This is a genomic window from Leisingera sp. (genome assembly GCF_982940295.1).
Window position 1 is genome coordinate 65,134 of sequence record NZ_CEYXRG010000010.1, and the last position, 23,782, is coordinate 88,915.

The 23,782-nt window shown below is 62.7% G+C and carries 27 protein-coding genes; 14 read left to right on the top strand and 13 right to left on the bottom strand.

Annotated elements, in window-relative coordinates:
* Positions 1-98 precede the first annotated feature (98 nt).
* Both AC4HIX_RS11135 and AC4HIX_RS11140 read right to left on the bottom strand, forming a co-directional pair.
* The gene (locus AC4HIX_RS11135; protein WP_490399036.1) at positions 99-1,241 is read right to left on the bottom strand and encodes a trimethylamine methyltransferase family protein; all 1,143 of its coding nucleotides are present in this window, start codon (positions 1,239-1,241) and stop codon (positions 99-101) included.
* Positions 1,216-2,091 (bottom strand): LysR family transcriptional regulator, encoded by an 876-nt coding sequence (locus tag AC4HIX_RS11140; RefSeq protein WP_490399037.1) that lies wholly within the window; start codon positions 2,089-2,091, stop codon positions 1,216-1,218. The genes AC4HIX_RS11135 and AC4HIX_RS11140 overlap by 26 nt, the downstream gene beginning before the upstream one ends.
* A gap of 105 nt (positions 2,092-2,196) precedes the next feature.
* Here AC4HIX_RS11140 and AC4HIX_RS11145 point away from each other — a divergent pair, with 105 nt between their 5' ends.
* Positions 2,197-2,430: a hypothetical protein gene (locus tag AC4HIX_RS11145; protein ID WP_490399038.1), complete on the top strand. Its 234-nt coding sequence runs from the start codon at positions 2,197-2,199 to the stop codon at positions 2,428-2,430.
* A gap of 380 nt (positions 2,431-2,810) precedes the next feature.
* The gene (locus AC4HIX_RS11150; RefSeq protein ID WP_490399039.1) at positions 2,811-3,560 is read left to right on the top strand and encodes a hypothetical protein; all 750 of its coding nucleotides are present in this window, start codon (positions 2,811-2,813) and stop codon (positions 3,558-3,560) included.
* A 17-nt stretch (positions 3,561-3,577) separates the two neighbouring features.
* On the opposite strand, the gene AC4HIX_RS11155 is transcribed toward AC4HIX_RS11150, so the two are convergent.
* The 3 genes from AC4HIX_RS11155 to AC4HIX_RS11165 are packed head-to-tail and all read right to left on the bottom strand — an operon-like array spanning position 3,578 to position 5,601.
* Positions 3,578-4,006 carry a YqaA family protein gene (locus tag AC4HIX_RS11155; RefSeq protein WP_490399040.1) on the bottom strand — a complete coding sequence of 143 codons (429 nt, stop codon included), beginning with the start codon at positions 4,004-4,006 and terminating at the stop codon, positions 3,578-3,580.
* A 1-nt stretch (position 4,007) separates the two neighbouring features.
* Positions 4,008-5,333 (bottom strand): MFS transporter, encoded by a 1,326-nt coding sequence (locus tag AC4HIX_RS11160; RefSeq protein ID WP_490399041.1) that lies wholly within the window; start codon positions 5,331-5,333, stop codon positions 4,008-4,010.
* A gap of 7 nt (positions 5,334-5,340) precedes the next feature.
* On the bottom strand, positions 5,341-5,601 hold the full coding sequence (locus AC4HIX_RS11165) for a metal-sensing transcriptional repressor (protein WP_490399042.1): 261 nt from the start codon (positions 5,599-5,601) through the stop codon (positions 5,341-5,343).
* Between the two features lie 65 nt (positions 5,602-5,666).
* Between AC4HIX_RS11165 and AC4HIX_RS11170 the strand changes: the two genes are divergently transcribed.
* Genes AC4HIX_RS11170 through AC4HIX_RS11180 form a run of 3 tightly spaced genes read left to right on the top strand, consistent with a single transcriptional unit; the run spans position 5,667 to position 7,468 of the window.
* The gene (locus AC4HIX_RS11170) at positions 5,667-6,038 is read left to right on the top strand and encodes a hypothetical protein (protein ID WP_490399043.1); all 372 of its coding nucleotides are present in this window, start codon (positions 5,667-5,669) and stop codon (positions 6,036-6,038) included.
* A gap of 58 nt (positions 6,039-6,096) precedes the next feature.
* Positions 6,097-6,819, top strand: coding sequence for a HupE/UreJ family protein (locus AC4HIX_RS11175; RefSeq protein WP_490399044.1), 723 nt, complete (start codon positions 6,097-6,099; stop codon positions 6,817-6,819).
* Between the two features lie 19 nt (positions 6,820-6,838).
* A complete protein-coding gene (locus tag AC4HIX_RS11180) occupies positions 6,839-7,468 on the top strand; it encodes a transmembrane anchor protein (RefSeq protein ID WP_490399045.1) in 630 nt (209 codons plus the stop codon).
* A gap of 951 nt (positions 7,469-8,419) precedes the next feature.
* Here the strand turns inward: AC4HIX_RS11180 and AC4HIX_RS11185 are convergent.
* Entirely contained in the window at positions 8,420-8,779 is a 360-nt protein-coding gene (locus AC4HIX_RS11185; protein ID WP_475046626.1) for a hypothetical protein, read from the bottom strand.
* 166 nt (positions 8,780-8,945) lie between these two features.
* Between AC4HIX_RS11185 and AC4HIX_RS11190 the strand changes: the two genes are divergently transcribed.
* On the top strand, positions 8,946-9,527 hold the full coding sequence (locus AC4HIX_RS11190) for a hypothetical protein (RefSeq protein WP_490399046.1): 582 nt from the start codon (positions 8,946-8,948) through the stop codon (positions 9,525-9,527).
* Between the two features lie 10 nt (positions 9,528-9,537).
* Here the strand turns inward: AC4HIX_RS11190 and AC4HIX_RS11195 are convergent, their stop codons facing one another.
* The gene (locus AC4HIX_RS11195) at positions 9,538-9,843 is read right to left on the bottom strand and encodes a DUF6476 family protein (RefSeq protein WP_490399047.1); all 306 of its coding nucleotides are present in this window, start codon (positions 9,841-9,843) and stop codon (positions 9,538-9,540) included.
* Here AC4HIX_RS11195 and AC4HIX_RS11200 point away from each other — a divergent pair.
* The 3 genes from AC4HIX_RS11200 (at position 9,842) to AC4HIX_RS11210 (ending at position 12,729) form a co-directional block, all read left to right on the top strand.
* Entirely contained in the window at positions 9,842-10,867 is a 1,026-nt protein-coding gene (locus tag AC4HIX_RS11200) for an RluA family pseudouridine synthase (protein ID WP_490399048.1), read from the top strand. The genes AC4HIX_RS11195 and AC4HIX_RS11200 overlap by 2 nt on opposite strands.
* Before the next feature lie 161 nt (positions 10,868-11,028).
* Entirely contained in the window at positions 11,029-11,925 is an 897-nt protein-coding gene (gene rpoH, locus AC4HIX_RS11205; RefSeq protein WP_475046619.1) for an RNA polymerase sigma factor RpoH, read from the top strand.
* A gap of 534 nt (positions 11,926-12,459) precedes the next feature.
* Complete coding sequence (locus AC4HIX_RS11210; protein ID WP_475046618.1) at positions 12,460-12,729, top strand: DksA/TraR family C4-type zinc finger protein; 270 nt, start codon at positions 12,460-12,462, stop codon at positions 12,727-12,729.
* 17 nt (positions 12,730-12,746) lie between these two features.
* On the opposite strand, the gene AC4HIX_RS11215 is transcribed toward AC4HIX_RS11210, so the two are convergent.
* The 6 genes from AC4HIX_RS11215 to AC4HIX_RS11240 all read right to left on the bottom strand — a co-directional run bounded on the left by AC4HIX_RS11215 (position 12,747) and on the right by AC4HIX_RS11240 (position 18,511).
* Entirely contained in the window at positions 12,747-14,072 is a 1,326-nt protein-coding gene (locus AC4HIX_RS11215) for a methyltransferase family protein (RefSeq protein WP_490399049.1), read from the bottom strand.
* Positions 14,073-14,203: 131 nt separating this feature from the next.
* Positions 14,204-14,665, bottom strand: coding sequence for a DUF995 domain-containing protein (locus AC4HIX_RS11220; protein ID WP_490399050.1), 462 nt, complete (start codon positions 14,663-14,665; stop codon positions 14,204-14,206).
* 133 nt (positions 14,666-14,798) lie between these two features.
* On the bottom strand, positions 14,799-15,278 hold the full coding sequence (locus AC4HIX_RS11225) for a GNAT family N-acetyltransferase (RefSeq protein ID WP_490399051.1): 480 nt from the start codon (positions 15,276-15,278) through the stop codon (positions 14,799-14,801).
* Positions 15,278-17,098, bottom strand: coding sequence for a M3 family oligoendopeptidase (locus tag AC4HIX_RS11230; RefSeq protein ID WP_490399052.1), 1,821 nt, complete (start codon positions 17,096-17,098; stop codon positions 15,278-15,280). Before AC4HIX_RS11230 ends, AC4HIX_RS11225 begins: the two co-directional genes overlap by 1 nt.
* Before the next feature lie 160 nt (positions 17,099-17,258).
* The gene (locus tag AC4HIX_RS11235; protein ID WP_490399053.1) at positions 17,259-18,221 is read right to left on the bottom strand and encodes an alpha/beta fold hydrolase; all 963 of its coding nucleotides are present in this window, start codon (positions 18,219-18,221) and stop codon (positions 17,259-17,261) included.
* Positions 18,221-18,511, bottom strand: a complete 291-nt coding sequence (locus tag AC4HIX_RS11240; RefSeq protein ID WP_475046608.1) for an SCP2 sterol-binding domain-containing protein — start codon at positions 18,509-18,511, stop codon at positions 18,221-18,223. The genes AC4HIX_RS11235 and AC4HIX_RS11240 overlap by 1 nt, the downstream gene beginning before the upstream one ends.
* A 100-nt stretch (positions 18,512-18,611) precedes the next feature.
* On the opposite strand from AC4HIX_RS11240, the gene AC4HIX_RS11245 reads away from it, so the two are divergent.
* The 5 genes from AC4HIX_RS11245 (at position 18,612) to AC4HIX_RS11265 (ending at position 23,740) form a co-directional block, all read left to right on the top strand.
* Positions 18,612-19,178 carry a tetratricopeptide repeat protein gene (locus AC4HIX_RS11245; protein ID WP_490399054.1) on the top strand — a complete coding sequence of 189 codons (567 nt, stop codon included), beginning with the start codon at positions 18,612-18,614 and terminating at the stop codon, positions 19,176-19,178.
* A 27-nt stretch (positions 19,179-19,205) separates the two neighbouring features.
* Positions 19,206-22,148, top strand: a complete 2,943-nt coding sequence (locus AC4HIX_RS11250) for a helicase-related protein (RefSeq protein ID WP_490399055.1) — start codon at positions 19,206-19,208, stop codon at positions 22,146-22,148.
* Between the two features lie 7 nt (positions 22,149-22,155).
* Positions 22,156-22,530, top strand: coding sequence for an RNA-binding S4 domain-containing protein (locus AC4HIX_RS11255; protein ID WP_490399056.1), 375 nt, complete (start codon positions 22,156-22,158; stop codon positions 22,528-22,530).
* A gap of 62 nt (positions 22,531-22,592) precedes the next feature.
* Entirely contained in the window at positions 22,593-22,931 is a 339-nt protein-coding gene (gene fdxA, locus AC4HIX_RS11260; protein ID WP_027236939.1) for a ferredoxin FdxA, read from the top strand.
* Between the two features lie 299 nt (positions 22,932-23,230).
* Positions 23,231-23,740: a CarD family transcriptional regulator gene (locus tag AC4HIX_RS11265; RefSeq protein WP_027236940.1), complete on the top strand. Its 510-nt coding sequence runs from the start codon at positions 23,231-23,233 to the stop codon at positions 23,738-23,740.
* The last annotated feature ends 42 nt before the right edge of the window (positions 23,741-23,782 follow it).

The window sequence follows — 23,782 nt, forward strand, 5'->3', positions numbered from 1 at the left end:
GCATCGTTTCTGAACCAATCGGATCGCACACTTTCCAAAAACAAAATTTGATCCAAACAGTGCCCTGCCAAACGTTTAAGACGGCCCATATCCGTCACTCAGAATTGCCCAAACGAATGACAGCTTTGCAGCTTCAAGAGCTGAACATTCAGGATCGCCTCATCAGATTTGAACTTCTCAGTTCCCACGGTCCGCCCGAACTCCAGCCAGCCCGCGGCGTGCAAAATCAAGTCCGCGCCGCCGGCTAACGACGCGCCCAGGGCGCTGGCACCTTCGTATCCAGCCTGGGCGTCATTGATCTTGGAGGAGGTGATCAGGCCATCCCCGCGACACGGGACCCCGAGACGCCGCACCAACTGACAGCCGGCCAGCTGGGCTAGGCGCGATTCCGGTGTTCCGAAGACTGGCCCCATGAATTGCATCGAAAACGGGGTTGCAAAGATGCCACCCAAAACCGGGGTGCCGGGCCGGTAAATTTGGGCCAAAGCCAATCCTGCCATGATTTCTGCCAGCCCCTGTGCCAGGGCGCCCGCAACGGTGACAGGTGCCGTAGCCCCCATCATCATGTAGGAGGCGACCAGGCTGGCCTGGCCCAATTCCGAGGAGGCCCGCAGACAGCGCAACGGATTGGGCTGAAAGACCAGCGGAGGGGTTAGGTTGATCAGGTGAAGCAGCCGGCAGCCTGCCTGCGCATCCGTGACACCAGCCGCAGCGGCAACCTCGCGCAGCGCTTCCTCGGACAGGACGGTGCCCATCATCGGCTTGTCCGACAGCTCCAGATGCGCGCGCGCCAGTTCCTTGTAGGGCACCAGCTCAGCTCCGTCATGGGCAATGCACAGTTGAAAGCCGGTGCTGTTCAGTGCCGGTGAGGCATCGCACAGGCGCACAAGCTCGCGGTAATCCTCCAGCGAGCCCATGCGGATGCTTCCATCCGCGCGCCGCACGTTGGGCGGCCCGTAGAAGGGGACAAGCACGGGGCGCGCTCCCCCGACCGTGACCGAGGCGGCCTCGGTCTTTCCCTGCCAGACGAAGGAGGCAGGCGCCTGCCGGATCAGTTCGCGCAGCAGACTGGCATCCACGCGCACCCGTTCACCTTCGATCCGAGCGCCGATCGAGGCCATGGCCTCCACGCTGCCGGGATCTCCCTGAAGCTCTATGCCGGTTTCGCTGAGGATCTGCGCAGCCTGCTCTTCGATGACAGCGAGAACCTGCTCGTCAAGCAACGCGTAGGGGAATTGCATTCGTGACCTCGCGGGAGATTTCCTGAACAAGCGCCCGGACGGCGTCGTTCCTGGTTTTAGGGCGGGTGCGGACGACGTAGGCAATTGCAGGCGGTTCGGGGAAGATGCCCTCGACCACGTCCAGATCAGACGACAGGTGCAATCCGTTTAAGAGCGCAACGCCCAGACCGGAGCGCACCGAAGACAGGATGCCTGCCGCACTGGGGCATTCGAGCACTGCTTCGAACCGGTGCCCGGCCTGCGCGCCTTCGGCATTCGCCCAGTGTTTGTAAAAGCAATTGCTGTCAAAGGCGAGGAAGGGAACCGGCGCGGACGGGTCCAGCCGCAGATCGTGGGATTTGATCCAGTGCAACTGGTCTTCGTACAGGATCAAGTCGCCCGGCCTCACATCGCGCCGGAAAATCTGCATGACGGCGATGTCGATCTCGCCCTCGGCCAGCCAGTCGTTCAGTGTCAGGCTCTGGCTGATCCGCGTGCGCACCCGGGTTTCCGGATGCAGCCGGGTAAAGCGGCCCAGAATGCGGGCCACGTCACCACCGGTCGTGTCTTCGGTCATGCCAAGCCGGATCGTTCCCGCCAGGGGTTTCTTGCCCAGGGCGGCAAGCGCCTCGTCATGCAGATCCATCATGCGCCGCGCATAGTCCAGCAACCGTTCCCCTGCTTCGGTGAAGAGCGGCCCGCCTGCACGACGCGCGAGAAGGTCGCAATCCAGCGCCCTTTCCAGCCGCTTGATCTTGTGGCTGACCGCAGGCTGCGACAGTGCAAGATGCTCTGCCGCCCGGGTGACGCCGCCATGGGTTGCGATCGCCAGAAGCGCACGCAGACCATCTATTTCCAGTCTCTCAGCCATGCCTTCAAGCCATTCAGGATATCGATTGTTTCATGACAATCATTCATTTGCGTCATTTAGTACAGCGAAACTACAGTCAGGAAAAGTCAGAAAACGGTTTGAAACATGGCACCAGATGCAAACAAATCCTTGGAATGGGGCGGCGCGCTTCTCTCCATCGCCTATTCCCTGCTCATAGCCTCCAACACAGGCTATGAGGTCCTGTCGTTCGTGTTCTTCCTCTTGGCAGCCTTGCTGCTATTCACCCTTGCCATTCGCAAACGCATGTGGGGCTGGACGACGATGCAAGGCTTCTACATCGCCACTGGCGCGTACGGCATCTTCGCATGGAGCCTTTGAAGAATGCCTTGGCCATCCGTTTCGCTTGCACAATTAAAGAGCTGTATCCGGTTTGACGTGATTGCTGGACACCGCTTCTTAGCGCGGCGAATGTGCGGAATCCCCCACTCTCGCCATTGGGTGTCCTCGGCCGCCACCGGCCCTAAGCTGAACTTGCTTCCGGCCGAGCTATGCCGCGATGCGGCCCGCCGAACTGGACATTGCCTCGCCCCTCAACTCCTGGCTTGGAGCAAGCCGGGTGGGATTTTACGTGTTTGGCATTCTTGAACGTTAAAGTTGAACGTCATTTTCTGAACCTGATTGAACCATGCGCGGATCGCGCTTGAACGAGGGTTTGTCCTATTTGCCTAAGCGAGTGTGTCCAGCTATCTGGTCGGGTAATGCCGGAGATCATCGGGTTCTACTTTTCGGTTTGGGCTTCGCTTGTCGCCGTTCAGCGCGAAATCTCGGCTGAGCTCGCTCAGTTGCTGCGTGTTTACGCAGCAACAGGCGATTGGGGGTCTCTCGCAGCGCTTCTTCCCTGGAGCATCGTTTTCGGCGCGGCGCATGCGTTGACGCCGGGCCATTCCAAAACACTGCTTGCAACCTTCGTCGCAGGAAGCGGCGCGCCGCTGTCCCGCGGCTTGCTGACGGCAGTCTCGCTTTCAGCCACGCATATTGCAACCTCAGTCGCGATTGTGCTTCTCGCCTTGCCGGTGGTTTCAATGACCGTCGGCGAAGTGGGACGCGCCCCGGTCCTCGATGCGCTCAGCCGCGGACTGCTCGGGGCCGTGGGGTTTTGGCTGATCATTGTCGCGATTGGAAAGGCCAACCGCCACTCTCAGCAGGAGGGTATTTGTTTCGGTGTCTTTGCAGGCTTGATCCCGTGCCCGCTCACGCTGTTCGTCATGACCTTCGCAAGCGCCCGGGGTGTCACCGAAGCAGGCATCGCCTTTGCATTCATGATGCTCATTGGCGTGGCGTTCGTGCTGGCATTGACCGCGGCCCTTGCCACCGCCCTGCGGGCGGGCTTGGGGCATGCGCTACCTTATGCCGGGAATGTGGCTGCGAGGGTATCCCGTGTCGCGCTTTTTTTGACCGGGGTGATCTTGCTCTTCGTTGCAAGCGTCCAGTTCACACAAGCTGTCTGACTGCAAGTTGACCCGCGTCAGACGGCGGCGGATGCAACGCCGGCAACAACAAGATAGCGTCCGCCTTTTGCGATGGTCACGATAAGCACGAAGCGCCAAAGCGGTTCGCGCAGGAGACCTGCCGCAAGCGTCAACGGATCTCCAATCACTGGCACCCAGGACCCGAGAAGACTCCAGCGGCCCCCTTTTCCATACCACGCCGAGGCTTGATCCAGCCGCGCACGCGATACCGGGAACCAGCTGCGGTCCGAGAAATGCATGAGATACCGCCCGGCCACCCAGTTGAGGATTGAACCCAGGACATTTCCTGCCGTTGCTACCGCCAGGAGCAGCCATACCGGGTGGCTGCCGCCAATCAGCATTCCGGCAAGCACAGCCTCTGACTGTGCAGGCAAGAGCGTTGCGGCCACCAGGGCCGCCGTGAACAGGCCAGCGATGGAAAGCATTTCAGGAACGCATGGGCCAGCTGCGGTGCAGATCGTCAATGATGACTTCGTGCTTGTGCCCGGTCGCTCCGTGTTCCCGCAGATGCGGGTGGTCAGGCGGCAGATCGTCGTGGGTGTGCTCAATTTCCCCGGCCGTTCCGCCGGGCCACTGCACCAGGCAGGCCACGATCCCAATTCCCGCCAGCCCGGCCAAGGCAACCAGCGCGGGGATGGCACCGAAGTGTGTCATCAGCCAGCCGGACAGCGGATAGGTGACCAGCCAGCAGGCATGCGACAGCGCGAACTGTGCAGCAAACACTGCGGGCCTGTCCTCGGGGTGCGCCGAACGCTTCAGCAGCCGCCCAGAGGGGGTCAGCACCGCGGAATAGCCGAAGCCGACAAGCAGCCATGTGAAAAGCAGTCCTCCCCAGTGCAGACCGGATGCGGTGGTGACCCCGGCGAGCCCAAGCAAGGAGAGGATCATGAGGCAGGCACCCGAGAGCATGACGGGGCGGTCGGGAAGCCGGTCCAGAAGCCTTGGCAGCAGCAACGCTGCCGCCATGGAGCCCGTGCCGAATGCGAACATCGTCCAGGCCAGCGCGCTTTCCGGCAGGCCAAGCAGGCCGCGCACCAGAACGACCGAGTTCACCAGCACCATCGCTCCGGCTGCCGAGACCGCAAGATTGAGCGCAAGCAGGCCGCGCAGCCGCGGGGTTGCCAGGTAAATGCGCATTCCGCGCGTTGTGCGGTCGTAGATCCCTCGCGGCTCGGCGGCCTGAGGGCTCGGCAGCATCACTGAAACCACTAAGAGCGCGGAAGCGGCAAAGCCCGCCACGGTGCCCAGGAACAGGGTATTGTAGCTCATCAGTGCCAGCAGCAGCGCCGCCAATGTCGGGCTAATGATGTTTTCCAGATCGTAGGCGAGGCGCGAAAGTGAAAGCGCACGGGTATAGTGCGCCTCGTCGGGCAGCACGTCGGGAATCGTGGCCTGGAAGGTGGGCGTAAAGGCCGCCGAGGCAGACTGGAGCAGGAAGATCAGCACGTAGACCTGCCAGACCTCGGTCACGAAGGGCAGCGCCAGCGCCGCGGCAGCGCGCACCAGGTCCAGCACGACAAGGAGGCGGCGGCGGTTTACCCGGTCCGCAAAGGCACCCGCAATCGGTGCGATCCCCACATAAGCCACCATCTTGATGGTGAAGACCGTGCCCAGCACCATCGCAGCACTGTCACCCGCCAGATCGTAGGCCAGCAACCCAAGCGCAACAGTCGCAAGGCCCGTTCCCAGAAGTGCCACAACCTGGGCCAGGAACAGGTGCCGGTAGGTGCGGTCAGACAGGATGTCCAGCATGAGTGCCTCAAAGGTAACGTGAGATGGCCTTGAGTTCGGCCCGGTCGGATTCGGAGTTTTCCCCGTCGAGGCAGTGATCCATGTGGTCATGGATCAGCGCCTGCTTGGCGTTGCGGACGGCTTTTTCCACCGCCTGAAGCTGCTGCGCGATTTCGAGACAGGGGCGCCCGTCTTCAATCATGCCGATGACTGAGCGCAGATGCCCTTCGGCGCGTTTCAGCCGTGCGGAGAGCTTGGGGTGGCTTGCATGCCGGTGTGGTTCTATCATAAGAAGGTGCTATCCTCCCAGGGGGGATAAAGCAAGATGGCGTTTAGAGAGCCACGAGCAGGGACATGGTGCAAGCACGGATTGCCGGGAAATGGTCGGAATGGATGCAGCGGGGCCTGGCCGCGCTCCTCTGCCTGTGCCTAGTGTTCTGGTCTTCCCAGCCGGTCACCTCCCACATCCCGGATGTGCTTGCCACCATTCAGGACCATGCAGAGATGATCGAGACCCATGGCCATAGCCACGGGTTCGAGGAAGACCTCGCCTGGGCTCTGCACGGCCACAGCCATGATGTTGCCGATCATGACCACAGCCCGGCGCTTCTTGTCCGCGGCTCCTTTGCCGAAGCGTGGGATGTCCCCCAAGCGGCGGGCTCTCCCGCCGGGCCGTCATGGCGTCCGGGCCCGGTCTACCGCCACGAGCGGCCTCCGCGCGTGTGATCTGGTGCCGCCCGAGCGGCCGCCACACAGATCCCACACATTCTTTTCGGAGACCAACATGACCGCAGTCTTCCGGGACACGCGCCTCGCCGCTTTGCGCAGGCCGCTGTTCCTGACAACTTTTATCCTGCTTGCGCTCGGCGCAACGCAGGCCGCAGCCCACAACGTCACTGAGGGCGACGCCGGCTATATCCAGGAGATCTGGGGGGTAAACATCATCCCCTTCATGTATCTCGGCGCCAAGCACATGGTGACCGGCTACGACCACATCCTGTTCCTGCTCGGCGTCGTCTTCTTCCTCTACAAGATGCGCGATGTCGGCATCTACGTCAGCCTCTTCGCCATCGGGCATTCGACCACGATGCTGCTCGGCGTCTGGTTCGGCTGGGGGATCAACGCCTATGTCATCGACGCCATCATTGGCCTCTCGGTGGTCTACAAGTCGCTGGACAACCTCGGCGCCTACCAGCGCTGGTTCGGATTCCAGCCCAATACCAAGCTGGCGACGCTGATCTTCGGCTTCTTCCACGGCACCGGCCTGGCAACCAAGATCCTCGACTACGACATCGCGTCGGAGGGCCTTCTGGCCAACCTCCTGGCCTTCAACGTCGGCGTCGAGCTGGGCCAGCTTATGGCCCTGGCCGTGATCCTCATCGTCATGGGCTACTGGCGGCGCTCCCCGCGCTTCTTCGCCCAAGCCTACACCGCCAATGTCGTCATGATGGCGGCGGGCTTCATCCTCGTGTGCTACCAGCTCACCGGCCTTTTCGTGGCCGCCTGAACCGACAGGAGATATCCAGATGTTCAACGCAGAAAAACCCAGCCTCGACGAACTGCCCAGCTCGAAGCAGCTCATCCGCTCGACCGTGATCGCCGGAGTCTCGGCGGTGGCGATCCTCGTTACCGTGGTGCTGCCTGCCGAATACGGCATCGACCCCACCGGCATCGGCCGCGCCATCGGCCTGGCCGAGATGGGCGAGATCAAGACCCAGCTCGCCGAGGAGGCCGAGGCTGACCGGCAGGTGGACGAACAGTCCAGCCTGCTTGACCAGATGCTGGGCCTCTTCGTGGGCGCAGCCTACGCGCAGGATTCCACCGCCGCCGAGGCGGCCGAGGAGTGGCGGGACGAGACCAGCTTCACCCTGGCTCCGGGCGCCTCCGCCGAATGGAAACTAGTGATGGAAGAAGGCCAGACGGCCGAATACCGCATGCTCGTTGAGGGCGGCCGGGTCAACTTCGACCTGCACGGCCATGGCGGCGGCAACTCGGTCACCTATGAGAAGGGCCGCGGCTCGACCGGCGCAGAGGGCGAGATCGTCGCCGAATTCAACGGCGAGCACGGCTGGTTCTGGCGCAACCGCGACAGCTCGGACGTGACAGTGACAGTCCAAGTCCGCGGCGAATACGCCGAGTTCAAGGACGCAAGCTGAAGTCGAAGCTGCCGTTCGTACGCTGCGCGGCGAACGGCAGCTCCCCGCCCATGGTGCCGCTGCCTCGTCAGAACAGTAGGTCTGCCGGAATATCTTCAAACAGGTTCGCCAACCGGATATGCTTTTCCATCGTTGTTACCGAAGCGTGTCCTGTCTGGCGGCGTATGGCACGTTCTGCGGCCCCTGCTTGAATGGCACTGGTGACAAAGCCTGAGTTGCCGCTCAAAGGCATCAGAACGCGGTGCCACGCCCGCCACCAACTAGCCCAGATTCAATTACTGCTTGTAGGTCGGAAACGCGGTAACGAGCTCCTCCGCTCGGAAGCCTGATGTATGGAAACTTGGGGGCAGTACTCCGACTGATGCGATCGTAACCCGCCGCTTGCGGCCACTTGCGCGGGCCTCAGCAATGCAGCTTTTGGCGGATTTCGTTATCCGAACACCAAAGCCAGGGAGCTTGGAGCCATAGTAGATTCTCTGCCCGGTTTCCGGGTTTGGGAGCGCGTCTATCACGCTTGCGTTCAATAAAATCTGAGGCATGCTTAAACCCTCTATGGTCTTCTCATGTAGCCACAGTGTAGCCAAAAGGCCGGGAAGCCGTTGGAAGCTACGGGAACACGGACTAACGGCTAAGGCGATGGGTTTGCGTGCTTTTTGGAGAGATGTGTAATGTCCAGGAAAGCAAAGGAACGTACCATTTTGTGATTGTGGATCCAGAGGTCCCCCGTTCAAGCCGGGGAGGCGGTACCATCTCCCCTTGGTAGAATATGAAATCAGCAAGCGCCGGGCGCATTTGCTTGGCGGTTCTATAGTTTGCGCATTTGCCTGTGACGTTTGCGGCAGCGCAGGGCGGGCCTTGCTGAGCCTGTGCGGAAGCCTCTGCCGGGGCTGGGCTGTTTCTCTCGTGGGGATGCAGACCGGCCGCTGCCTGAACCAGCGGCCGGCCCCGGCCTCAATCGGCGGTGCTTGTGGTGGTTGTTGTCGTCGTAGTGGTGGTGCCATCATCGTCATCGGCGATCACAACCAGGAACAGGGCACCTGCGACCACCCCGGCGGTGGCACCGGCTGACAGGCCGGTCTCCGGCATGCGGCCGGTATCAGCTTGGGTCACGGTTTCGGCGCCTGTGGCCTGGCAGGTCACCTGCAGCGAGCCGTCCGGAAGATAGCTGGCGGAGACGGGCACACCGGCACCGCAGGCCAGGCGGCGCTTGGCCTCATCCAAGGCCGGGCCCGACGCTTGGGCCAATGCCGCCTGTCCGGCAAAGGCCAGCGGAATAATGAGCGAAGCCGCCCGCAAGATACTGGTATACATGTATAAACAACCTTATGATTGGGACAAATTCAGATTAGTTAACGGCCGTTCACCGGGCAACATTGCTGCGCCGCGGCCCATTCGTTCCGGCAAGAAGCCGCGCAGCGCTGCTGCGCGGACTGCCCGCCGCCGGCGGGCAGTTTCATGCAACAGTTGGGGTTACGAGATGTTCGATTCAATCTGCAAGTGTTTGACAGCAGGGGTTTCCTGCCTGGGCTTGTCCGCCTCGCCCGTCCTGGCGCAAAGCCCTGGTCCGCTTGTCTACACGGTGGTTGTGCCGGGCGGAGAGTTCGGCTCGGCGGCGTTTCTGGCGGAACTGCTGGCAACCCTGGCTGCGGCCAAAGCCTTCTGCGGCGCCACCGGCGATTCGGCTCTGCAGGTCGATTGTCTGTCCGAACGGCTTGAAGCCGCCGCAGACGGCATCCCGGAAGACACCGACTACGACGAAGTGCGCAGCGTGCTCAAGGACACCTCCGGCAGGCTCAAGCGACTGGCCCGCCTGAACCGCGATCCGGAGCGGAACCGGGTGACCGTGTCCAGCGCCGCCGACCCGGCAGAACGCACCGCCCGGCCGCTCACGCCGGTGCGCGCCTCTGTACAGGCCGCCGTGAACCTGGAGGCCACCCGGATATTGGAGGAAGCTGCCACAGTCCTTCTGCGCAGCGCGGAAACCGCGCGCGAGCGGCAGACGCAATACGCCCAAATCGCCGCGGCAATCGACTCGAACAAGGTACTGCTCCGGTCCTGATCGGGCCGGCTTAGTCGGTGATCTGCACCTCTTGGCGCAATTCACCGGTTTCCCGGTCGAAAATCAGGATGCGGTTGTCGTGGCTCACAACGGCAATCCAGTCCCGGCCCAGAGTCACGGCCTCGGCCTCGGCGCCATCGGGCAGGGCAATTTCCGCAGGCAGCGGCGCGTCACTTGCCTGCAGGCGGATGACAAGCAGCGAGATAATCACTACAAGCCCGCCAATCATCACCACGGTCAGCGTGGTCACCAGCCGCCGCAGGAACCGGATCTGCGGCGGTTCCTGTTGGATTTCGGTCTCGGAAGGATCAGTCATGGGCAGCCGCCGGATTGAGTTTGTCATCGCGGAAAACCCGCCTAAGCGGCTTGATAAAGCGGTTTCGCGCGATGTGCCAGAGGAGGCGTCGCTGTCGCGCACCCGCCTGGCCCGGCTGATCGAGGAGGGGGCGCTGACGGTGGACGGCGCCGTGGTGAGGGATCCCAAGGCGAAGATCGCCGAGGGCGCGCAGATTGCGATCGAGGTGGAAGAAGCCGAAGACAGCCATATTGGCCCCGAGGATATCCCGCTGGAGATCGTTTTTGAGGACGACGATCTGATTGTCATCAACAAGCCCGCGGGCATGGTGGTGCATCCGGCGCCGGGTTCGCCCTCGGGCACACTGGTCAACGCGCTGCTGCATCACTTTGGCGGCAACCTGTCGGGTGTCGGCGGGGTCAAGCGCCCTGGTATCGTCCACCGCATCGACAAGGAGACCAGCGGTCTGCTGGTTGTGGCCAAATCCGATGCCGCGCATCAGGGGCTGGCTGCGCAATTTGAGAAACACACGGTGGAACGCTACTATCAGGCGGTCTGCTACGGGGTTCCGGACGGCAACGACCCGCGTCTGCGCGGCGTCAAGGGCGCGAGCTTTGAGCCCGGCAATATCCTCAAGCTCACCACTCAGCTGGCCCGGCACAAGACCGACCGGCAGCGCCAGGCCGTTCTGTTTCAGGGCGGGCGCCACGCGGTGACCCGCGCCCGCATCTGCGAAAGTTTCGGCAATCCCCCCTGCGCGGCGCTGATCGAGTGCTGGCTGGAAACCGGCCGCACCCACCAGATCCGGGTGCATATGGCTCATGCCGGCCACGGGCTGGTGGGCGATCCCACCTATGGCGGCCGCCGCAAGCTGCCTGCCAAGGTGCTGAGCGCGGCGGCGCAGGCTGCGGTGCAGGCCTTCCCGCGCCAGGCATTGCATGCTGCGGTGCTGGGATTTGCGCATCCGGTCACCGGTGAGCCGCTCAGATTCGAAGCGCCGCTGCCGCAGGATATGGCTGATTTGCTGGCGGCTTTGCGGCAGTAAATTACCAGCAAATAGTTGTGTTCTTCCCTGTGATGCAATTCACAGACCGCCACGCCGGAGCTAACATAGAAGAATTCCACAAGCGGTCCTTGAAAAGGGCTTAGCGCTAACACATATGCGCTAATGTTAAGTCCTTATACATTTTGGGAGGGACACTTTAGATGGCGAATTATGCAAACCTGCCTGCCCCGACGCCCGAAGGCGGCCTGAACCGGTATCTCCAGGAAATCCGCAAATTTCCGCTGCTAGAACCGGAAGAGGAATACATGCTGGCGAAGCGCTGGGTCGAGGAACAGGATGCGGCTTCGGCCCACAAGATGGTGACCTCCCATCTGCGGCTCGCGGCCAAGATCGCCATGGGTTACCGCGGCTATGGGCTGCCGCAGGCCGAAGTGATCTCCGAGGCGAATGTTGGCCTGATGCAGGCGGTGAAACGCTTTGACCCGGAAAAGGGCTTCCGCCTGGCGACTTATGCCATGTGGTGGATCCGCGCCTCGATCCAGGAATACATCCTGCGTTCCTGGTCGCTGGTGAAGCTGGGCACCACCTCGGCGCAAAAGAAACTGTTCTTCAACCTGCGCAAGGCCAAGGCCCGCATCGGCGCGCTGGAAGACGGGGATCTGCGCCCCGAGAATGTCAAGAAAATCGCCACCGATCTCGGCGTGACCGAGGACGAGGTGATCTCGATGAACCGCCGCATGTCCGGCGGCGATGCCTCGCTGAATGCCACTGTCGGCAGCGAGGGCGAGGGCACCATGCAGTGGCAGGACTGGCTGGAGGATGAAGATGCCGACCAGGCCGGCGATTACGAGGCTCGTGATGAGCTTGAGGCGCGGCGCGAGCTGCTGGCCGAAGCGCTGGATGTGCTCAACGACCGCGAGAAGGACATCCTGACCCAGCGCCGCCTGATGGATCAGGCAGTAACGCTTGAGGACTTGAGCTCGCAGTATAACGTCAGCCGCGAACGGATCCGCCAGATCGAGGTGCGGGCGTTTGAAAAGCTGCAGAAGAAGATGCGCGAGCTGGCAAGCGAAAAGGGCATGCTGTCCAGCGTCTGACCGCTGTGTCCCGAAGAAGCGTATAAAGGCGGTGCTCCGGCACCGCCTTTTTTCGTGCCCCGGGCTGCTGGCGGTTGCGCTGGCTTTACGGCAGCAGTGTTTCCCCAATGTTTCGCGCGCGAAACATTGGGTCAGTCAGGCTGACCTGAATGGCTGGCGGATGCTGACAGGAAACCTGTCTGGCGCGTGCCTGGCTGCTGCGGAGCTGGGTGCGCTTAGGCTGGATGGGGCTGACTGGCGGAAGTGCTGGCTGCAAGTCTGGCGCGTGGCTGGCTGAAATCACTCTGGTGGCGGGCATCGCTGGCGGTCTGGCTGTCCCGGAGGATGGCTGGTGCGCTGGCTGCTTGCGGCCTGGTGATTCTGGCTTGCTTGCAATCTCTGCATCCTGTGTACCGGCGGCTGGCCAGGCGGTCAATGGAAAATGCAATAAAATCAAATAGTTGACAGATTTGCTCGGATATTGCCGCCGCGCGGGACTGGTCAGGCTGCCTGTGCGTACCTACATTCACATCCTCTGGCACAGGAGGAGGAGCCATGGCAGGCGGCTGGGCGCAGGACGGCGCGGTGAATGAACAGATCGAAGCTTCGATCAATGACGAGCTTGCGCGGATGAAGGCGCAGAAACGCCCGGTGGGTGAAAGCCTGACCCATTGCGCCGAATGCGAGGAGCCGATCCCGGAGAAGCGCCGCGTGGCCATTCCCGGCGTCAAGCTCTGCATCGACTGCCAGCAGGAGCGCGATGGCGCGCAACAGGCGCGCGGCGGCATCAACCGGCGCGGCTCCAAGGACAGTCAGCTGAAATAACCGCTGCCTGCATCCGGTCAGGTTTGTCTGCCCTCCGGCACAGGGGCCGGTGCGGCTGCCAGACCCTTGGGCGGGCAATAACGCAGCATGGGCATCAGGCGCCCCAGCCAGCGCAGCTTACCATGCTGTTCGATCCACAGCGCATAGGCGACATAGGTCGGGTCCTCGGACAGGTGCTTTTCCTCCGCCTTGGCGCGCAGGAAATAAATCCCGTTGATGCCTAGCAGCAGCAAGCAGTGGCGCAGTGCCTCGGCGGTGCCTTCGGTGGTGAAAAAGGGCACCGACAGCAGCCACCAGGATATGTTCTTGAACAGATACGACGGATGGCGGGTCCAGCGGTAGGGGCCGTTGGTGATGATGCCGCGGTGGGTGAGGTTGGAAAACCGGATGCCAAAGGAGGCGTTGGCCCAGGCCCACAGCACCTTGGCCGTGACGATGGCGGCGCCCCAAAGGGCCACCCAAAGCCCCCAGCCGGTCCCGAACATGTCCAGCCAGCCGAGCCCGTCATTATACTCCAGATACTTGCGGCCGATGACCGAGAAGAACGGCACATACATCGCCAGCGTCACCACCCAGCCCCAGAACAGCGGGTTGCAGGAGCGGATGTGCGAATTGGTGAGCCGCAGGGTCAGCACATAGCCGATGCTGACAAAGGCCAGGTCGACACCCACCGCCAGCCGGCCGGTGTAGCTGACAAAGGCGGGAAAGCTCTCCACTGCCGCGGTCAGCGGCGTCTTCAGCAGATAGGCGGCATTGCCGCTGAAATAGACAAACATCAGCGGCAGGAAGAACCCCTTGATCAGCCAGCCGAGGCCGTAGTCCAGCAAAGCTGCCCTGTTCGCTGGGGCGAGGCGGCCAAGGAGCAGGTTGCCTGCGTGAAAATAGCCGTCTTCTGGTCTGCGCATCCGGAGATCGGTGAGGATGAAGTAGGGAACCGCCAGGACCAGAAGCACCGGCATGCAGATGCGGCAAGCCTCCCAGAACGGCGCGTAGAAAGAACGGTGGTACTCCGGAAACAGCCAATAGGCCGCGGCGATCACGGCGAGGGTGCCGCACAGGCCAACCAGCTTCACCAGCACACGCGGCCAGTGGATGCGCTGCCAGCGCAGCGCAGTCAGCGGACCAAACCCGGCTGCCTTGTGGCGGTATACCCGCAGCACCAGGATCTCATGCGCCATCATCGGCAGCGCGGTGGCGAGCATCGCAATAATCCCGGCCTCAACCCGCCCGGTGCCAGTGCCCCGCATCAGCAACAAGGCGGTAAAGTAGCCAGCAAGCCCAAGCAGCATGGTGACCTGGCTGGTCGCTGAGGCTGGCGGGTCTGATCTGGGGCGTTCACTCATTCTGCTCGAACCGGATGCATGTAGCATTGCAGCATCAAGCTAGCTCAGGCAGCAGCAGTTTCCCGTCAATTCAGAAATTCGCAGCTGCTGGTAGCCTTTTTCGGAGCGTGACCCGTGGAGCCTGCCGGGGGTCAGACGCCGTATCTCTTACGAAGCTTGCGGACCTGCCTGCCAATCTTGTTGCCTGGCTTGACCCGTTCGGCGAACTCTTTTTTGGTCCGGTACCACTCATTCTTTTTCTGGTCGTGCTTCCACAGGCGCCCCTGGCTGTCTGCAACGTGCCGCCAGCATTTCTTTTCCGGCTCCTCGCCGACCTTACCGCCGTCATCGTAGTACCAAACGGCTTCATAGCAGAGGTTTCCCCTGGTGGTGGCATACCACCTGCCAATTCCGACACTCTCTTTCCATACCGCCTGGAATTTGCCGTCAGACCCCCAGTAGGACCCGCCTTTGCTCCAGACCCACGTTTTTCCCGCGTACAGTTCTGCAACTGTTTGACCGCTGACAGCATTCTTCCGGTCAGGACCAGCGGCAAACACCGCGGTTGCTGCAAGAACGGATGCTATTACGCTGATGTTTCTGAGCAATGACATCACTTATCCCCTCAAACTAGTGAACTGCGTTACTATACCACAAATTGACTGGTTTTCCGAGAATGTGACTTTGAGAGGTATCCTGTTTTGCTGCTTCCGGTGGCTGACCCGCGCGCGGATGCAGCTTTTGGCTTCAGGCGCGCGCCAGGTCCATCCGAAGGATGTGCTGCGGGCCGGCAAGGCCGTGGGGATAGATGCCGCCGGTATCGGCAAAGCCTCCCTTCAGGTAGCAGCGGACGGCGCCAGGGTTCTGCAGGTTGACCGTCAGCACCACCGCGCGGCGGTCCGGGTAATGGCCGGGCAGGTAGTCTTTCAGCGCTGCCACCGCCGCGGTGGCAAAGCCTTTACCCTGATCCTCCCGGCCGATCATAAAGGCGCGCAGGCCCAGCTCATCCGCTTGGGCAAACTCATAGGTCTCATGATACAGCCGGTCGATCTTGAAGAAGCCGACCGCGCGGGCATCGTCGAGGATGGCGTGAAAATCCACGCCCTCCTCATTCTCTTCAAACGCCTGCGCCACAGTGCCGGAAAAGCGGATCTGATCCGGTTCCACCTGGATGCGGGAAACCAGATCAAATTCGCTTCGGGCCACCGGGCGCAAGGTGATGGGCATCAGTCTTCCATCGCTTCCAGCTCGTCAATGAAGCCGGAGATCATGCTGAGGCCCTTGTCCCAGAACTTGGGGTCGGTGGCATCGAGGCCGAAGGGCGCCAGCAGCTCCTTGTGGTGCTTGGAGCCGCCTGCCTTGAGCATCTCGAAATACTTGTCCTCGAACCCTTCGCCGCCCTCGGCATAGACCGAGTAGAGCGCGTTCACCAGCCCGTCACCAAAGGCATAGGCGTAAACGTAGAAGGGCGAATGCACAAAGTGCGGGATGTAGGCCCAGAAGGTCTCGTAACCGTCCATGTACTCAAAAGCTTCGCCCAGGCTTTCGGCCTGCACCGACATCCAGATGGCGTTGATGTCGTCCGGGGTCAGCTCGCCCTCGGCACGGGCGGCGTGAAGCTTGCATTCGAAGTCGTAGAAGGCGATCTGGCGCACGACCGTGTTGATCATGTCCTCGACCTTGCCCGCCAGCAAAACCTTGCGCTGCTCCTTGGTTTCGGCCTTGTCGAGCATCTTGCGGAAGGTGAGCATCTCGCCGAACACCGACGCGGTTTCCGCCAGAGTCAGCGGGGTGGAGGAGAGCATCTCGCCTTGTTCCGCCGCCAGTACCTGGTGCACGCCGTGGCCCAGCTCATGCGCCAGGGTCATCACGTCGCGCGGTTTGCCCAGATAGTTCAGCATCACATAGGGGTGCACGTTGGTGACAGTCGGATGGGCAAAGGCGCCGGGCGCCTTGCCGGGCTTCACCCCGGCGTCGATCCAGCCGTCCGAGAAAAACGGCGCGGCGATCTCGCCCATGCGGGGATCGAAGGCCTTATAGGCCTCCATCACCGTCTTTTCAGCCTCGTCCCAGCTGATGGTGCGGGTGTCTTCCAGCGGCAAGGGCGCGTTGCGGTCCCAGACCTGCATGACGTCGAGGCCGAGCCATTTGCGCTTCAGCTCGTAATAGCGGTGGCTCAGCTTAGGGTAGGCGGCAACCACCGCCTCGCGCAGTGCCTCGACCACTTCGGGCTCCACGTCGTTGGAGAGGTGGCGCCCCATCTGTGCGCTGGGCATGCCGCGCCAGCGGTCGATGATTTCCTTTTCCTTGGCTTGCGTGTTGTGGACGCGGGCAAAGGTCTTGATGTTCTCGCCGAACACGCGGGCCAGTTCGCGGGCCGCGGCCTCGCGTTTGGAGCGGTCCTGCTCGGTCAGCAGGTTCAGGGTGCCTTCGATGTTCAGCTCTTCGCCGTTCACGGTGAAGGTGAGGCCGGCGATGGTCTCGTCAAACAGCTTTTCCCAGGCGTCGCCAACGATGCCGAGGTCGTGCATGAATTTCTCCAGCTCATCGGACAACTGGTAGGGCTTCATCGCGCGGATGCGGCGGAAGACGCTCTCATAACGCCCCAGTTCCGCGTTGGCGGCCAGATGCGCGTCCATCACGTTGTCTTCGATCCGGTTCAGCTCCAGCGTGAAGAACACCAGCGGGGTGGTGGCGATGGTCACCTTCTCCTGGCAGTCCGACAGGAAGGCCGCGCGGTCCGCGTCGGTGGTCAGCTGGTAATAGCGGAGGCCAGCATAGGACATGATGCGGCCGGCGATGTTGTTGATCTTCTCGTTGCGCTGCACGCACTCCAGCAGGCCATCCGCGTCAAGATCCGCCAGCTTGCCCTCGTAATCGGCGGCGAAGGCGGCGCATTCCTGCTGCAGCCAGTCCAGATCGCGGGCTAGTTCGGGAGCGTCCTCGGAGGTGTAGAGGTCGCTGAGGTCCCATTCCGGCAGGTCGCCAAGGCCGCCGGAACCGGCTGTGGCGTTTGCGTCGCGGACGGGGAAGGGAAGCTGGAACATGGGGGCTCCTGTCATGTGAAATGCTTTGCCCCAACATCTAAGCGGCGGCTTGCGGGATCACAAGCAGCCGGGGGCGGATCAGCACAGGAGAATGGCAGAGGCGGGTAACGGCCGGGTAAAAGAGGGGTGCGCTGCACAGGCAACGGACAAAGGCACGCCGTCAGCCGCCGTGCTGCTCAAACAGGCGGCACATGCTGGTAAAGACATGGGTGCGGATTTCCGGGGTTTCCATCATCACCTCGTGCTGGCCGCCCTTGATCAGGTCCAGCTTGCCGCCGGGCCAGCGGTCCATGCGGTCATGGATGGCTTGCACGTTAACGATCTGCTCGTCGGTGCCAAGGAAGGTGATGCAGGGCAGCGCGGGGGAGGGCATTGCTGCCAGCTCGGCGCATTCCTCAAGGCTGACCCGCAGCCATTGGATAGTGGGGCCGCCAAGCGCCAGGTCCGGCTGCGCCGCCAGCTGGGCGTGCATCATCCGGTACATCTCCGGATCGGTGGTCAGCGTGTTGCCCTCAAACGGGGTGATCTGGACGTATTGCTCCAGCGCGGTGGTCGGCAGCAGCCGCTCCTGCAGGCGCAGATAGGGGGCGATGCCGCTTATCACACGAACCAGCGGGCGCATCAGCGGCGGGATCTGGATGCCCCACATCGGGCCGGTGAAGCAGCAGGCATTGACGTCCAAGCCCTCGATCAGCGCCCGCAGGCCGATGGCGCCGCCCATGGAATGGCCAACCAGGAACCATGGCCGGGGCAGGTCCAGCTGTTCAGCCAGCGCTGCGAGCGCATGCACGTCTTTCTGGAAATCGGTGAAATGGCCCACGTGGCCCAGCCGCCGTTCGGCCAGCATCCGCCCGGCCAGCCCCTGGCCGCGCCAGTCAACGGTGAGGGTGGCATAGCCGCAAGCGGCAAACTCCGCCGCGGCCAGCCCGTATTTCTCGATATACTCGGTGCGCCCGGGGAACAGCAGGACCGTGCCCTTGGTTGTCCCTTCAGGCCGCCAATGGCCCGCACGGATGCGCAGGCCATCTGAGGTCTGGACCCAATGGGCTGCGCCGTCCGCAGGCCCCTGCGCGATCTCCGCGTACAGGGGCGCCGGCTGCAGCTCCACCGGGGCGCCGTCCATCAGGCGAGGGCCGAGGCCAGCTTCATCGCAGCGCCCATGTCGCCGTCGATTGTCAGCTTGCCGGACATGAAGGCGGCAGTCGGGTTCAGCTCGCCGTCCAGGATCGACTGGAAGGTGTCGGCATCTGCGGTCATGGTCACATCCGCCTCTTCGTCGCCGACACGCGCGCCGGCGCCGTCCAGCATGATGGCGCCCAGGTCTTCGATCTGAAACTTGGCGGTGGAATCGAATTCGCCTGCGTCCAGCTTGCCGTTCAGGGCTTCTGCCGCCTGTTCAAGGGTAACGCTCATATCGGTCCTCAATCTGTTTGGCGCGCTTATAGCACAAACCTGTGAAGCATGTGCATCCAATACTGGAAAATGCAGCGCGCGGGATTACACTGGAGGCATCATGCGGAGAAATTTCCCAAAGCTCAAAGCTATCGTGGCGGCAACGGCCGCCGCAGCCGCGCTGTCCCTGCCTGGCCAGGGGCTTGCGCAGGGCCTGTCGGCCGATGTGCTGCTGCAGGACCTCGCGATGGCCGAAGCATCAGAGGCTGCGGCAATAGACCGCGAGCTGCAAGCGCTGTGGGCCAAGAGCGGCTCGCCGTCGATGGACCTGCTGCTGCGGCGCGGCACCGATGCGATGGAGCGCGGAGACTTGCAGCAGGCGGCAGAGCATCTGACGGCGCTGACCGACCACGCGCCGGGGTTCGCCCGCGGCTGGTACGAGCGTGCACGGGTCTATTTCGCGCTTGGTCTCTACGGGCCATCGGTGGCCGACCTGGAACGGGCGCTGGCCTTGAACCCCAAGGATTACAACGCCATCTATGCGCTGGGCGCGCTTTTTGAACAGTTCCGCGAGCCTGAGCGCGCCTATCAGGCCTACCGGCGCGCCAAGGCTATACATCCGCATCACGAGGAAGTAAGCAGCGCCCTCGAACGTCTGAAGCCCTCTGTCGAGGGCAGGGAACTCTAAGCCCTTTCGGGGGCGGGGGCTGAAGCAATGGCAAGCGCATCGCGGATCGTGGCCGTCCTGGGCCCGACCAATACCGGCAAAACACATTACGCCATCGAACGCATGCTCGGCTACCGCACCGGGACCATGGGATTCCCGCTGCGTCTGCTGGCGCGCGAGGTTTACGACAAGGTGGTCGCCGCCCGCGGGCCGTCCGTTGTGGCGCTGGTCACCGGCGAGGAGCGGATCGTGCCGCCGCGGGCGCAGTACTGGATCTGCACCGTGGAGGCGATGCCGGAGGGCATGGGCTGCGACTTCCTGGCGATCGACGAGATTCAGCTCTGCGCCGACCCCGAGCGCGGCCATGTCTTCACCGACCGGCTGCTGCGCGCCCGCGGCACGCTCGAGACGCTGTTCCTGGGCGCCGATACCATGCGCGGACCGATTTCGGCCCTGGTGCCGGGCGTGGAATTCCACCGCCGCGAGCGGATGTCCGATCTGGTCTACGCAGGTTCGAAAAAGATAAGCCGGATGCCGCCGCGCACCGCCATCGTCGGGTTCTCGGTTGATAATGTCTATGCGATTGCCGAGCTGATCCGCCGCCAGAAGGGCGGCGCGGCAGTGGTGATGGGCGCGCTGTCCCCGCGGACGCGCAATGCGCAGGTGGCACTCTACCAGAATGGCGAGGTTGACTATCTGGTTGCCACCGATGCCATCGGCATGGGGCTCAACCTCGACATCGACCACGTGGCGTTTTCCTCCACCACCAAGTTCGACGGCCGCCGGATGCGCGAGCTGGCCCCCAATGAGCTGGCGCAGATCGCAGGCCGCGCGGGCCGCGGGATGAGCCACGGCACCTTCGGCGTCACCGGCGACGCCCGGCCGCTGGACGAGGGCACCGCCTCGGCGATCATGAACCACCAGTTCACGCCGCTGAAAAAGCTCAACTGGCGCTCTGCGGACCTGCAGTTCGGCACCGTCGAGGCGCTGATCAACTCGCTCGAATCAAGCCCCTCGAACGAGCACCTGATCAAGGCGCGCGAGGCCGACGACCTGGGCGCGCTGAAAATGCTGTCGCGGGAATCCGCCATCATCGCCCGCACAACCAATGCGCAATCTGTGAAACTGCTGTGGGACGTCTGCCGGATTCCCGACTTCCGCGGCATCAGCCATGCGGAACATTCTTCGCTTCTGGGCGTTATATTTGAGCATCTGCACGGCGGCGGCGTGGTGCCGGACGACTGGATGGCTCGCCAGATCAAGCGGATTGACCGGACCGACGGCAACATCGATACCCTGTCCAAACGTCTGGCATTTATCCGGACGTGGACATATGTCGCGCAGCGGAATGGCTGGCTGCGTGACGAAAGCCATTGGCGCGGGGAGACGCGCGCTGTAGAAGACAGGTTGTCAGACGCGCTGCACGAGCGCTTGACTCAGCGATTTGTGGACCGGCGCACATCCGTGCTTCTGCGCCGGCTCAAACAGAAGGAGGCCCTTTTGGCCGAAGTGAATGACAAGGGTGAAGTGACGGTCGAAGGCGAATTCGTCGGCCGTCTGGAAGGGTTCCGGTTCAGCCCGGACAAAGGTGCGCAGGGTGCTGAGGCAAAAGCCTTGAAAGCGGCCTCGCTGCAGGCTTTGGCGCCGCAATTCCATCTGCGTGCGGACCGGTTCTATAACGCGCCCGATACCGAGATCGATTTTACCGAGCAAGGCGGCCTGATGTGGGGCGGCGACGCGGTGGGCAAGCTGGTGGCCGGCGCGGACGCGCTGAGCCCGCAGATCGAGGTGTTCGTCGATGACGCCGCCGGGCCGGATGTTGCCCAGAAGGTGGAGCGCCGCCTGCTGCATTTCATCACCCGCAAGATCAACGCGCTGTTCGAACCGCTCTTGAACCTGCAGAAGGACGAGGAGCTGTCAGGCCTGGCCCGCGGTTTTGCCTTCCGGATGGTCGAAAACCTCGGCGTGCTGCCGCGTGCAGGCGTTGCGCAAGAGGTCAAGGACCTGGATCAGGACGCCCGCGGCGCGCTGCGCAAGCATGGCATCCGGTTCGGCCAGTTCACCATCTTCATGCCGCTGCTCCTGAAACCCGCACCGACCCGTCTGCGCCTGGTGCTGTGGTCGCTGGCCAATGGCCTGCAGGACTTCCCCGAAGCACCGCCCCCGGGACTGGTCACCGTGCCGTCGATCAAGGACGCGCCGGAAGGTTACGACACCATGTGCGGCTACCGTGCCGCAGGCGAGCGGATGATCCGCATCGACATGCTGGAGCGCCTGGCCGACATGCTGCGCGCCGAAGACAGCCGCGGCGGCTTTGAAGCCAAAGCCGACATGCTGTCGATCACCGGCATGACGCTGGAGCAGTTCGCCGACCTGATGCAGGGCCTCGGCTACAAGGCCGAGAAGGGCGAGCGCCAGAAGGTGAAGCCGGTGGACGCCGTGGTAACCGAAACCGGAACCCCGTCCGAAGACAAGCCGGTGATGGACGCCGCCGCTGAGGTGGAGAACACGCCCGCCGCCGCACCGGCCGAGGAAGGTGAAACCGCACCCGCAGATGTGCCCGCAGGCACTGAAGCGATTGAGGATGCAGGCGTTGCTCCGATCGCCGAAGAACCGGCCGAGCCAGTGGCAGAGACGCCGGTTGCGGAAACCGCTGCCGATGAAACCCCGGTTGGCGAAGCTGCCGATGCCGTGGTGGACGAACCCGAAATGGAGGTCTTCTATACCTTCACCTGGGGCGGCAACCGTGGCGGCCGACAAGGCGGCCAGCGCCAGCAGAACCGCCGTCCGCAGGGCGAAGGCAAGCCTGGCGGCAAGGGCAAGCCGCGCGGCGGCGAAGGCGGAGGCCGCGGCAAGCCGGGCCGCAAGGGCGGTCCGCGCCAGGACAAGGGCGCCAAGACTTATTCCTCGCGTCCCGCCAAGAAGGAAAAACAGATCGACCCGGACAACCCCTTTGCCGCTGCGCTGATGGGGCTGAAACAGGGCGACTGACCCGGCCATGGCCGAAGGCGCGCCCAAGATCCGCATCGACAAGTGGCTGTGGTATGCGCGGTTCTTCAAAACCCGCAGCCTTGCCGCCAAACAGGTCGGTGCGGGCCATGTGCGCGTCAATGGCGCCAAGGCATTGAAACCGGCTCAGAACGTCTCCCCCGGGGACGTTCTGACCTTTGCCCAGGGCAAGATGATCCGCGTGGTCCGCATTGAGTCCATCGGCGAGCGCCGCGGCCCGGCACCGGAAGCGCAGGCGCTGTACTTTGACATGACGGAAAAGCAGGAAAAAGTTCCGGCCAACCCCAAGTTCGAAGGAAAAGGCCGCCCGGACAAAAAAGCCCGCAGGGCGCTTGATCTTACTCGCAAGCAGGATACCCTTTGACGGCTTGAAGCCTTGGCCGGTCTGGATTAGCTAGGCGCAAACGGATAACGGGACTCGGTACTATGACCTATGTCGTGACGGAAAACTGCATCGCCTGCAAATACACCGACTGTGTCGAGGTATGCCCGGTGGACTGCTTCTATGAGGGCGAGAACACCCTGGTGATCCACCCCGACGAATGCATCGATTGCGGCGTCTGCGAACCGGAATGCCCGGCGGATGCCATCCGCCCGGACACTGAGCCGGACATGGACAAATGGGTTGAATTCAACCGCAAATACTCCGAAATGTGGCCGGTGATCGTGTCCAAGAAGGACCCGCTGCCCGACGCCGAAGAACGCGACGGCGAAGAGGGCAAGATGGAGAAGTATTTCTCCGAGGCACCCGGCGAAGGCGGCTGATTCTCCGCCACACGCAGAGGTGCCGCATTTGTGCGGAAATTCGCCGTATTGCATTGGGATTTTACGGCTCCTCGCCAGCAGGCCGCCTTCCGGGCGGCCCTTTTTTATGATATACTCCAAGCACAATAGACATAAACAATCGGAGTCCGCCCCCGGCGCACGCCTCAAGCGGTGCGCACTTTGGGCGGTATTTCTGCGGAGAAAATGTCCCGGGGACTGGTCCAGATGAACTGGCCGGAGCCGGGTGCTTTTTCGCGTTAATGCCGGTGCCGCCCGGCTGTGAGTGAGGAAAAACCTGTATGACCAAGTCGAAGAAGCTCGAATTCCGCCCCAATGATTACGTGGTCTACCCGGCGCATGGCGTTGGCCAGATCATCTCGATCGAGGAGCAGGAAGTGGCCGGCTTTGCGCTGGAGCTTTTCGTGATCACCTTTGAAAAGGACAAGATGACCCTGCGGGTGCCGACCAACAAGGCGACCGAAGTGGGGATGCGTTCGCTGAGCTCGCCCGATGTGATCGAGCAGGCGATGAAGACGCTCAAGGGCAAGGCCAAGGTGAAGCGCGCCATGTGGTCGCGCCGCGCCCAGGAGTATGAGCAGAAGATCAATTCCGGCGATCTGATCTCGATCGCTGAAGTGGTCCGCGACCTGCACCGCACCGACGACCAGCGCGAGCAGAGCTACTCCGAGCGCCAGCTGTACGAAGCTGCACTGGAGCGCCTGACCCGCGAAGTGGCCGCCGTCTCCGGCAATGATGAGATCGCCGCCGCCAAGCAGGTGGATGAGGTGCTGACCTCCCGCGCTGCCTGATACGGCGGATCACGGAAATCAGGGGCCGTGCCTGCGAGGGCG

What these genes read in the sequence shown, in the direction of transcription:
- AC4HIX_RS11135 (WP_490399036.1), bottom strand. Translation starts at nt 1,241, where the DNA reads ATGCAATTCCCCTACGCGTTGCTTGACGAGCAGGTTCTCGCTGTCATC.
- AC4HIX_RS11140 (WP_490399037.1), bottom strand. Translation starts at nt 2,091, where the DNA reads ATGGCTGAGAGACTGGAAATAGATGGTCTGCGTGCGCTTCTGGCGATC.
- AC4HIX_RS11145 (WP_490399038.1), top strand. Translation starts at nt 2,197, where the DNA reads ATGGCACCAGATGCAAACAAATCCTTGGAATGGGGCGGCGCGCTTCTC.
- AC4HIX_RS11150 (WP_490399039.1), top strand. Translation starts at nt 2,811, where the DNA reads ATGCCGGAGATCATCGGGTTCTACTTTTCGGTTTGGGCTTCGCTTGTC.
- AC4HIX_RS11155 (WP_490399040.1), bottom strand. Translation starts at nt 4,006, where the DNA reads ATGCTTTCCATCGCTGGCCTGTTCACGGCGGCCCTGGTGGCCGCAACG.
- AC4HIX_RS11160 (WP_490399041.1), bottom strand. Translation starts at nt 5,333, where the DNA reads ATGCTGGACATCCTGTCTGACCGCACCTACCGGCACCTGTTCCTGGCC.
- AC4HIX_RS11165 (WP_490399042.1), bottom strand. Translation starts at nt 5,601, where the DNA reads ATGATAGAACCACACCGGCATGCAAGCCACCCCAAGCTCTCCGCACGG.
- AC4HIX_RS11170 (WP_490399043.1), top strand. Translation starts at nt 5,667, where the DNA reads ATGGTGCAAGCACGGATTGCCGGGAAATGGTCGGAATGGATGCAGCGG.
- AC4HIX_RS11175 (WP_490399044.1), top strand. Translation starts at nt 6,097, where the DNA reads ATGACCGCAGTCTTCCGGGACACGCGCCTCGCCGCTTTGCGCAGGCCG.
- AC4HIX_RS11180 (WP_490399045.1), top strand. Translation starts at nt 6,839, where the DNA reads ATGTTCAACGCAGAAAAACCCAGCCTCGACGAACTGCCCAGCTCGAAG.
- AC4HIX_RS11185 (WP_475046626.1), bottom strand. Translation starts at nt 8,779, where the DNA reads ATGTATACCAGTATCTTGCGGGCGGCTTCGCTCATTATTCCGCTGGCC.
- AC4HIX_RS11190 (WP_490399046.1), top strand. Translation starts at nt 8,946, where the DNA reads ATGTTCGATTCAATCTGCAAGTGTTTGACAGCAGGGGTTTCCTGCCTG.
- AC4HIX_RS11200 (WP_490399048.1), top strand. Translation starts at nt 9,842, where the DNA reads ATGGGCAGCCGCCGGATTGAGTTTGTCATCGCGGAAAACCCGCCTAAG.
- AC4HIX_RS11195 (WP_490399047.1), bottom strand. Translation starts at nt 9,843, where the DNA reads ATGACTGATCCTTCCGAGACCGAAATCCAACAGGAACCGCCGCAGATC.
- rpoH (WP_475046619.1), top strand. Translation starts at nt 11,029, where the DNA reads ATGGCGAATTATGCAAACCTGCCTGCCCCGACGCCCGAAGGCGGCCTG.
- AC4HIX_RS11210 (WP_475046618.1), top strand. Translation starts at nt 12,460, where the DNA reads ATGGCAGGCGGCTGGGCGCAGGACGGCGCGGTGAATGAACAGATCGAA.
- AC4HIX_RS11215 (WP_490399049.1), bottom strand. Translation starts at nt 14,072, where the DNA reads ATGAGTGAACGCCCCAGATCAGACCCGCCAGCCTCAGCGACCAGCCAG.
- AC4HIX_RS11220 (WP_490399050.1), bottom strand. Translation starts at nt 14,665, where the DNA reads ATGTCATTGCTCAGAAACATCAGCGTAATAGCATCCGTTCTTGCAGCA.
- AC4HIX_RS11225 (WP_490399051.1), bottom strand. Translation starts at nt 15,278, where the DNA reads ATGCCCATCACCTTGCGCCCGGTGGCCCGAAGCGAATTTGATCTGGTT.
- AC4HIX_RS11230 (WP_490399052.1), bottom strand. Translation starts at nt 17,098, where the DNA reads ATGTTCCAGCTTCCCTTCCCCGTCCGCGACGCAAACGCCACAGCCGGT.
- AC4HIX_RS11235 (WP_490399053.1), bottom strand. Translation starts at nt 18,221, where the DNA reads ATGGACGGCGCCCCGGTGGAGCTGCAGCCGGCGCCCCTGTACGCGGAG.
- AC4HIX_RS11240 (WP_475046608.1), bottom strand. Translation starts at nt 18,511, where the DNA reads ATGAGCGTTACCCTTGAACAGGCGGCAGAAGCCCTGAACGGCAAGCTG.
- AC4HIX_RS11245 (WP_490399054.1), top strand. Translation starts at nt 18,612, where the DNA reads ATGCGGAGAAATTTCCCAAAGCTCAAAGCTATCGTGGCGGCAACGGCC.
- AC4HIX_RS11250 (WP_490399055.1), top strand. Translation starts at nt 19,206, where the DNA reads ATGGCAAGCGCATCGCGGATCGTGGCCGTCCTGGGCCCGACCAATACC.
- AC4HIX_RS11255 (WP_490399056.1), top strand. Translation starts at nt 22,156, where the DNA reads ATGGCCGAAGGCGCGCCCAAGATCCGCATCGACAAGTGGCTGTGGTAT.
- fdxA (WP_027236939.1), top strand. Translation starts at nt 22,593, where the DNA reads ATGACCTATGTCGTGACGGAAAACTGCATCGCCTGCAAATACACCGAC.
- AC4HIX_RS11265 (WP_027236940.1), top strand. Translation starts at nt 23,231, where the DNA reads ATGACCAAGTCGAAGAAGCTCGAATTCCGCCCCAATGATTACGTGGTC.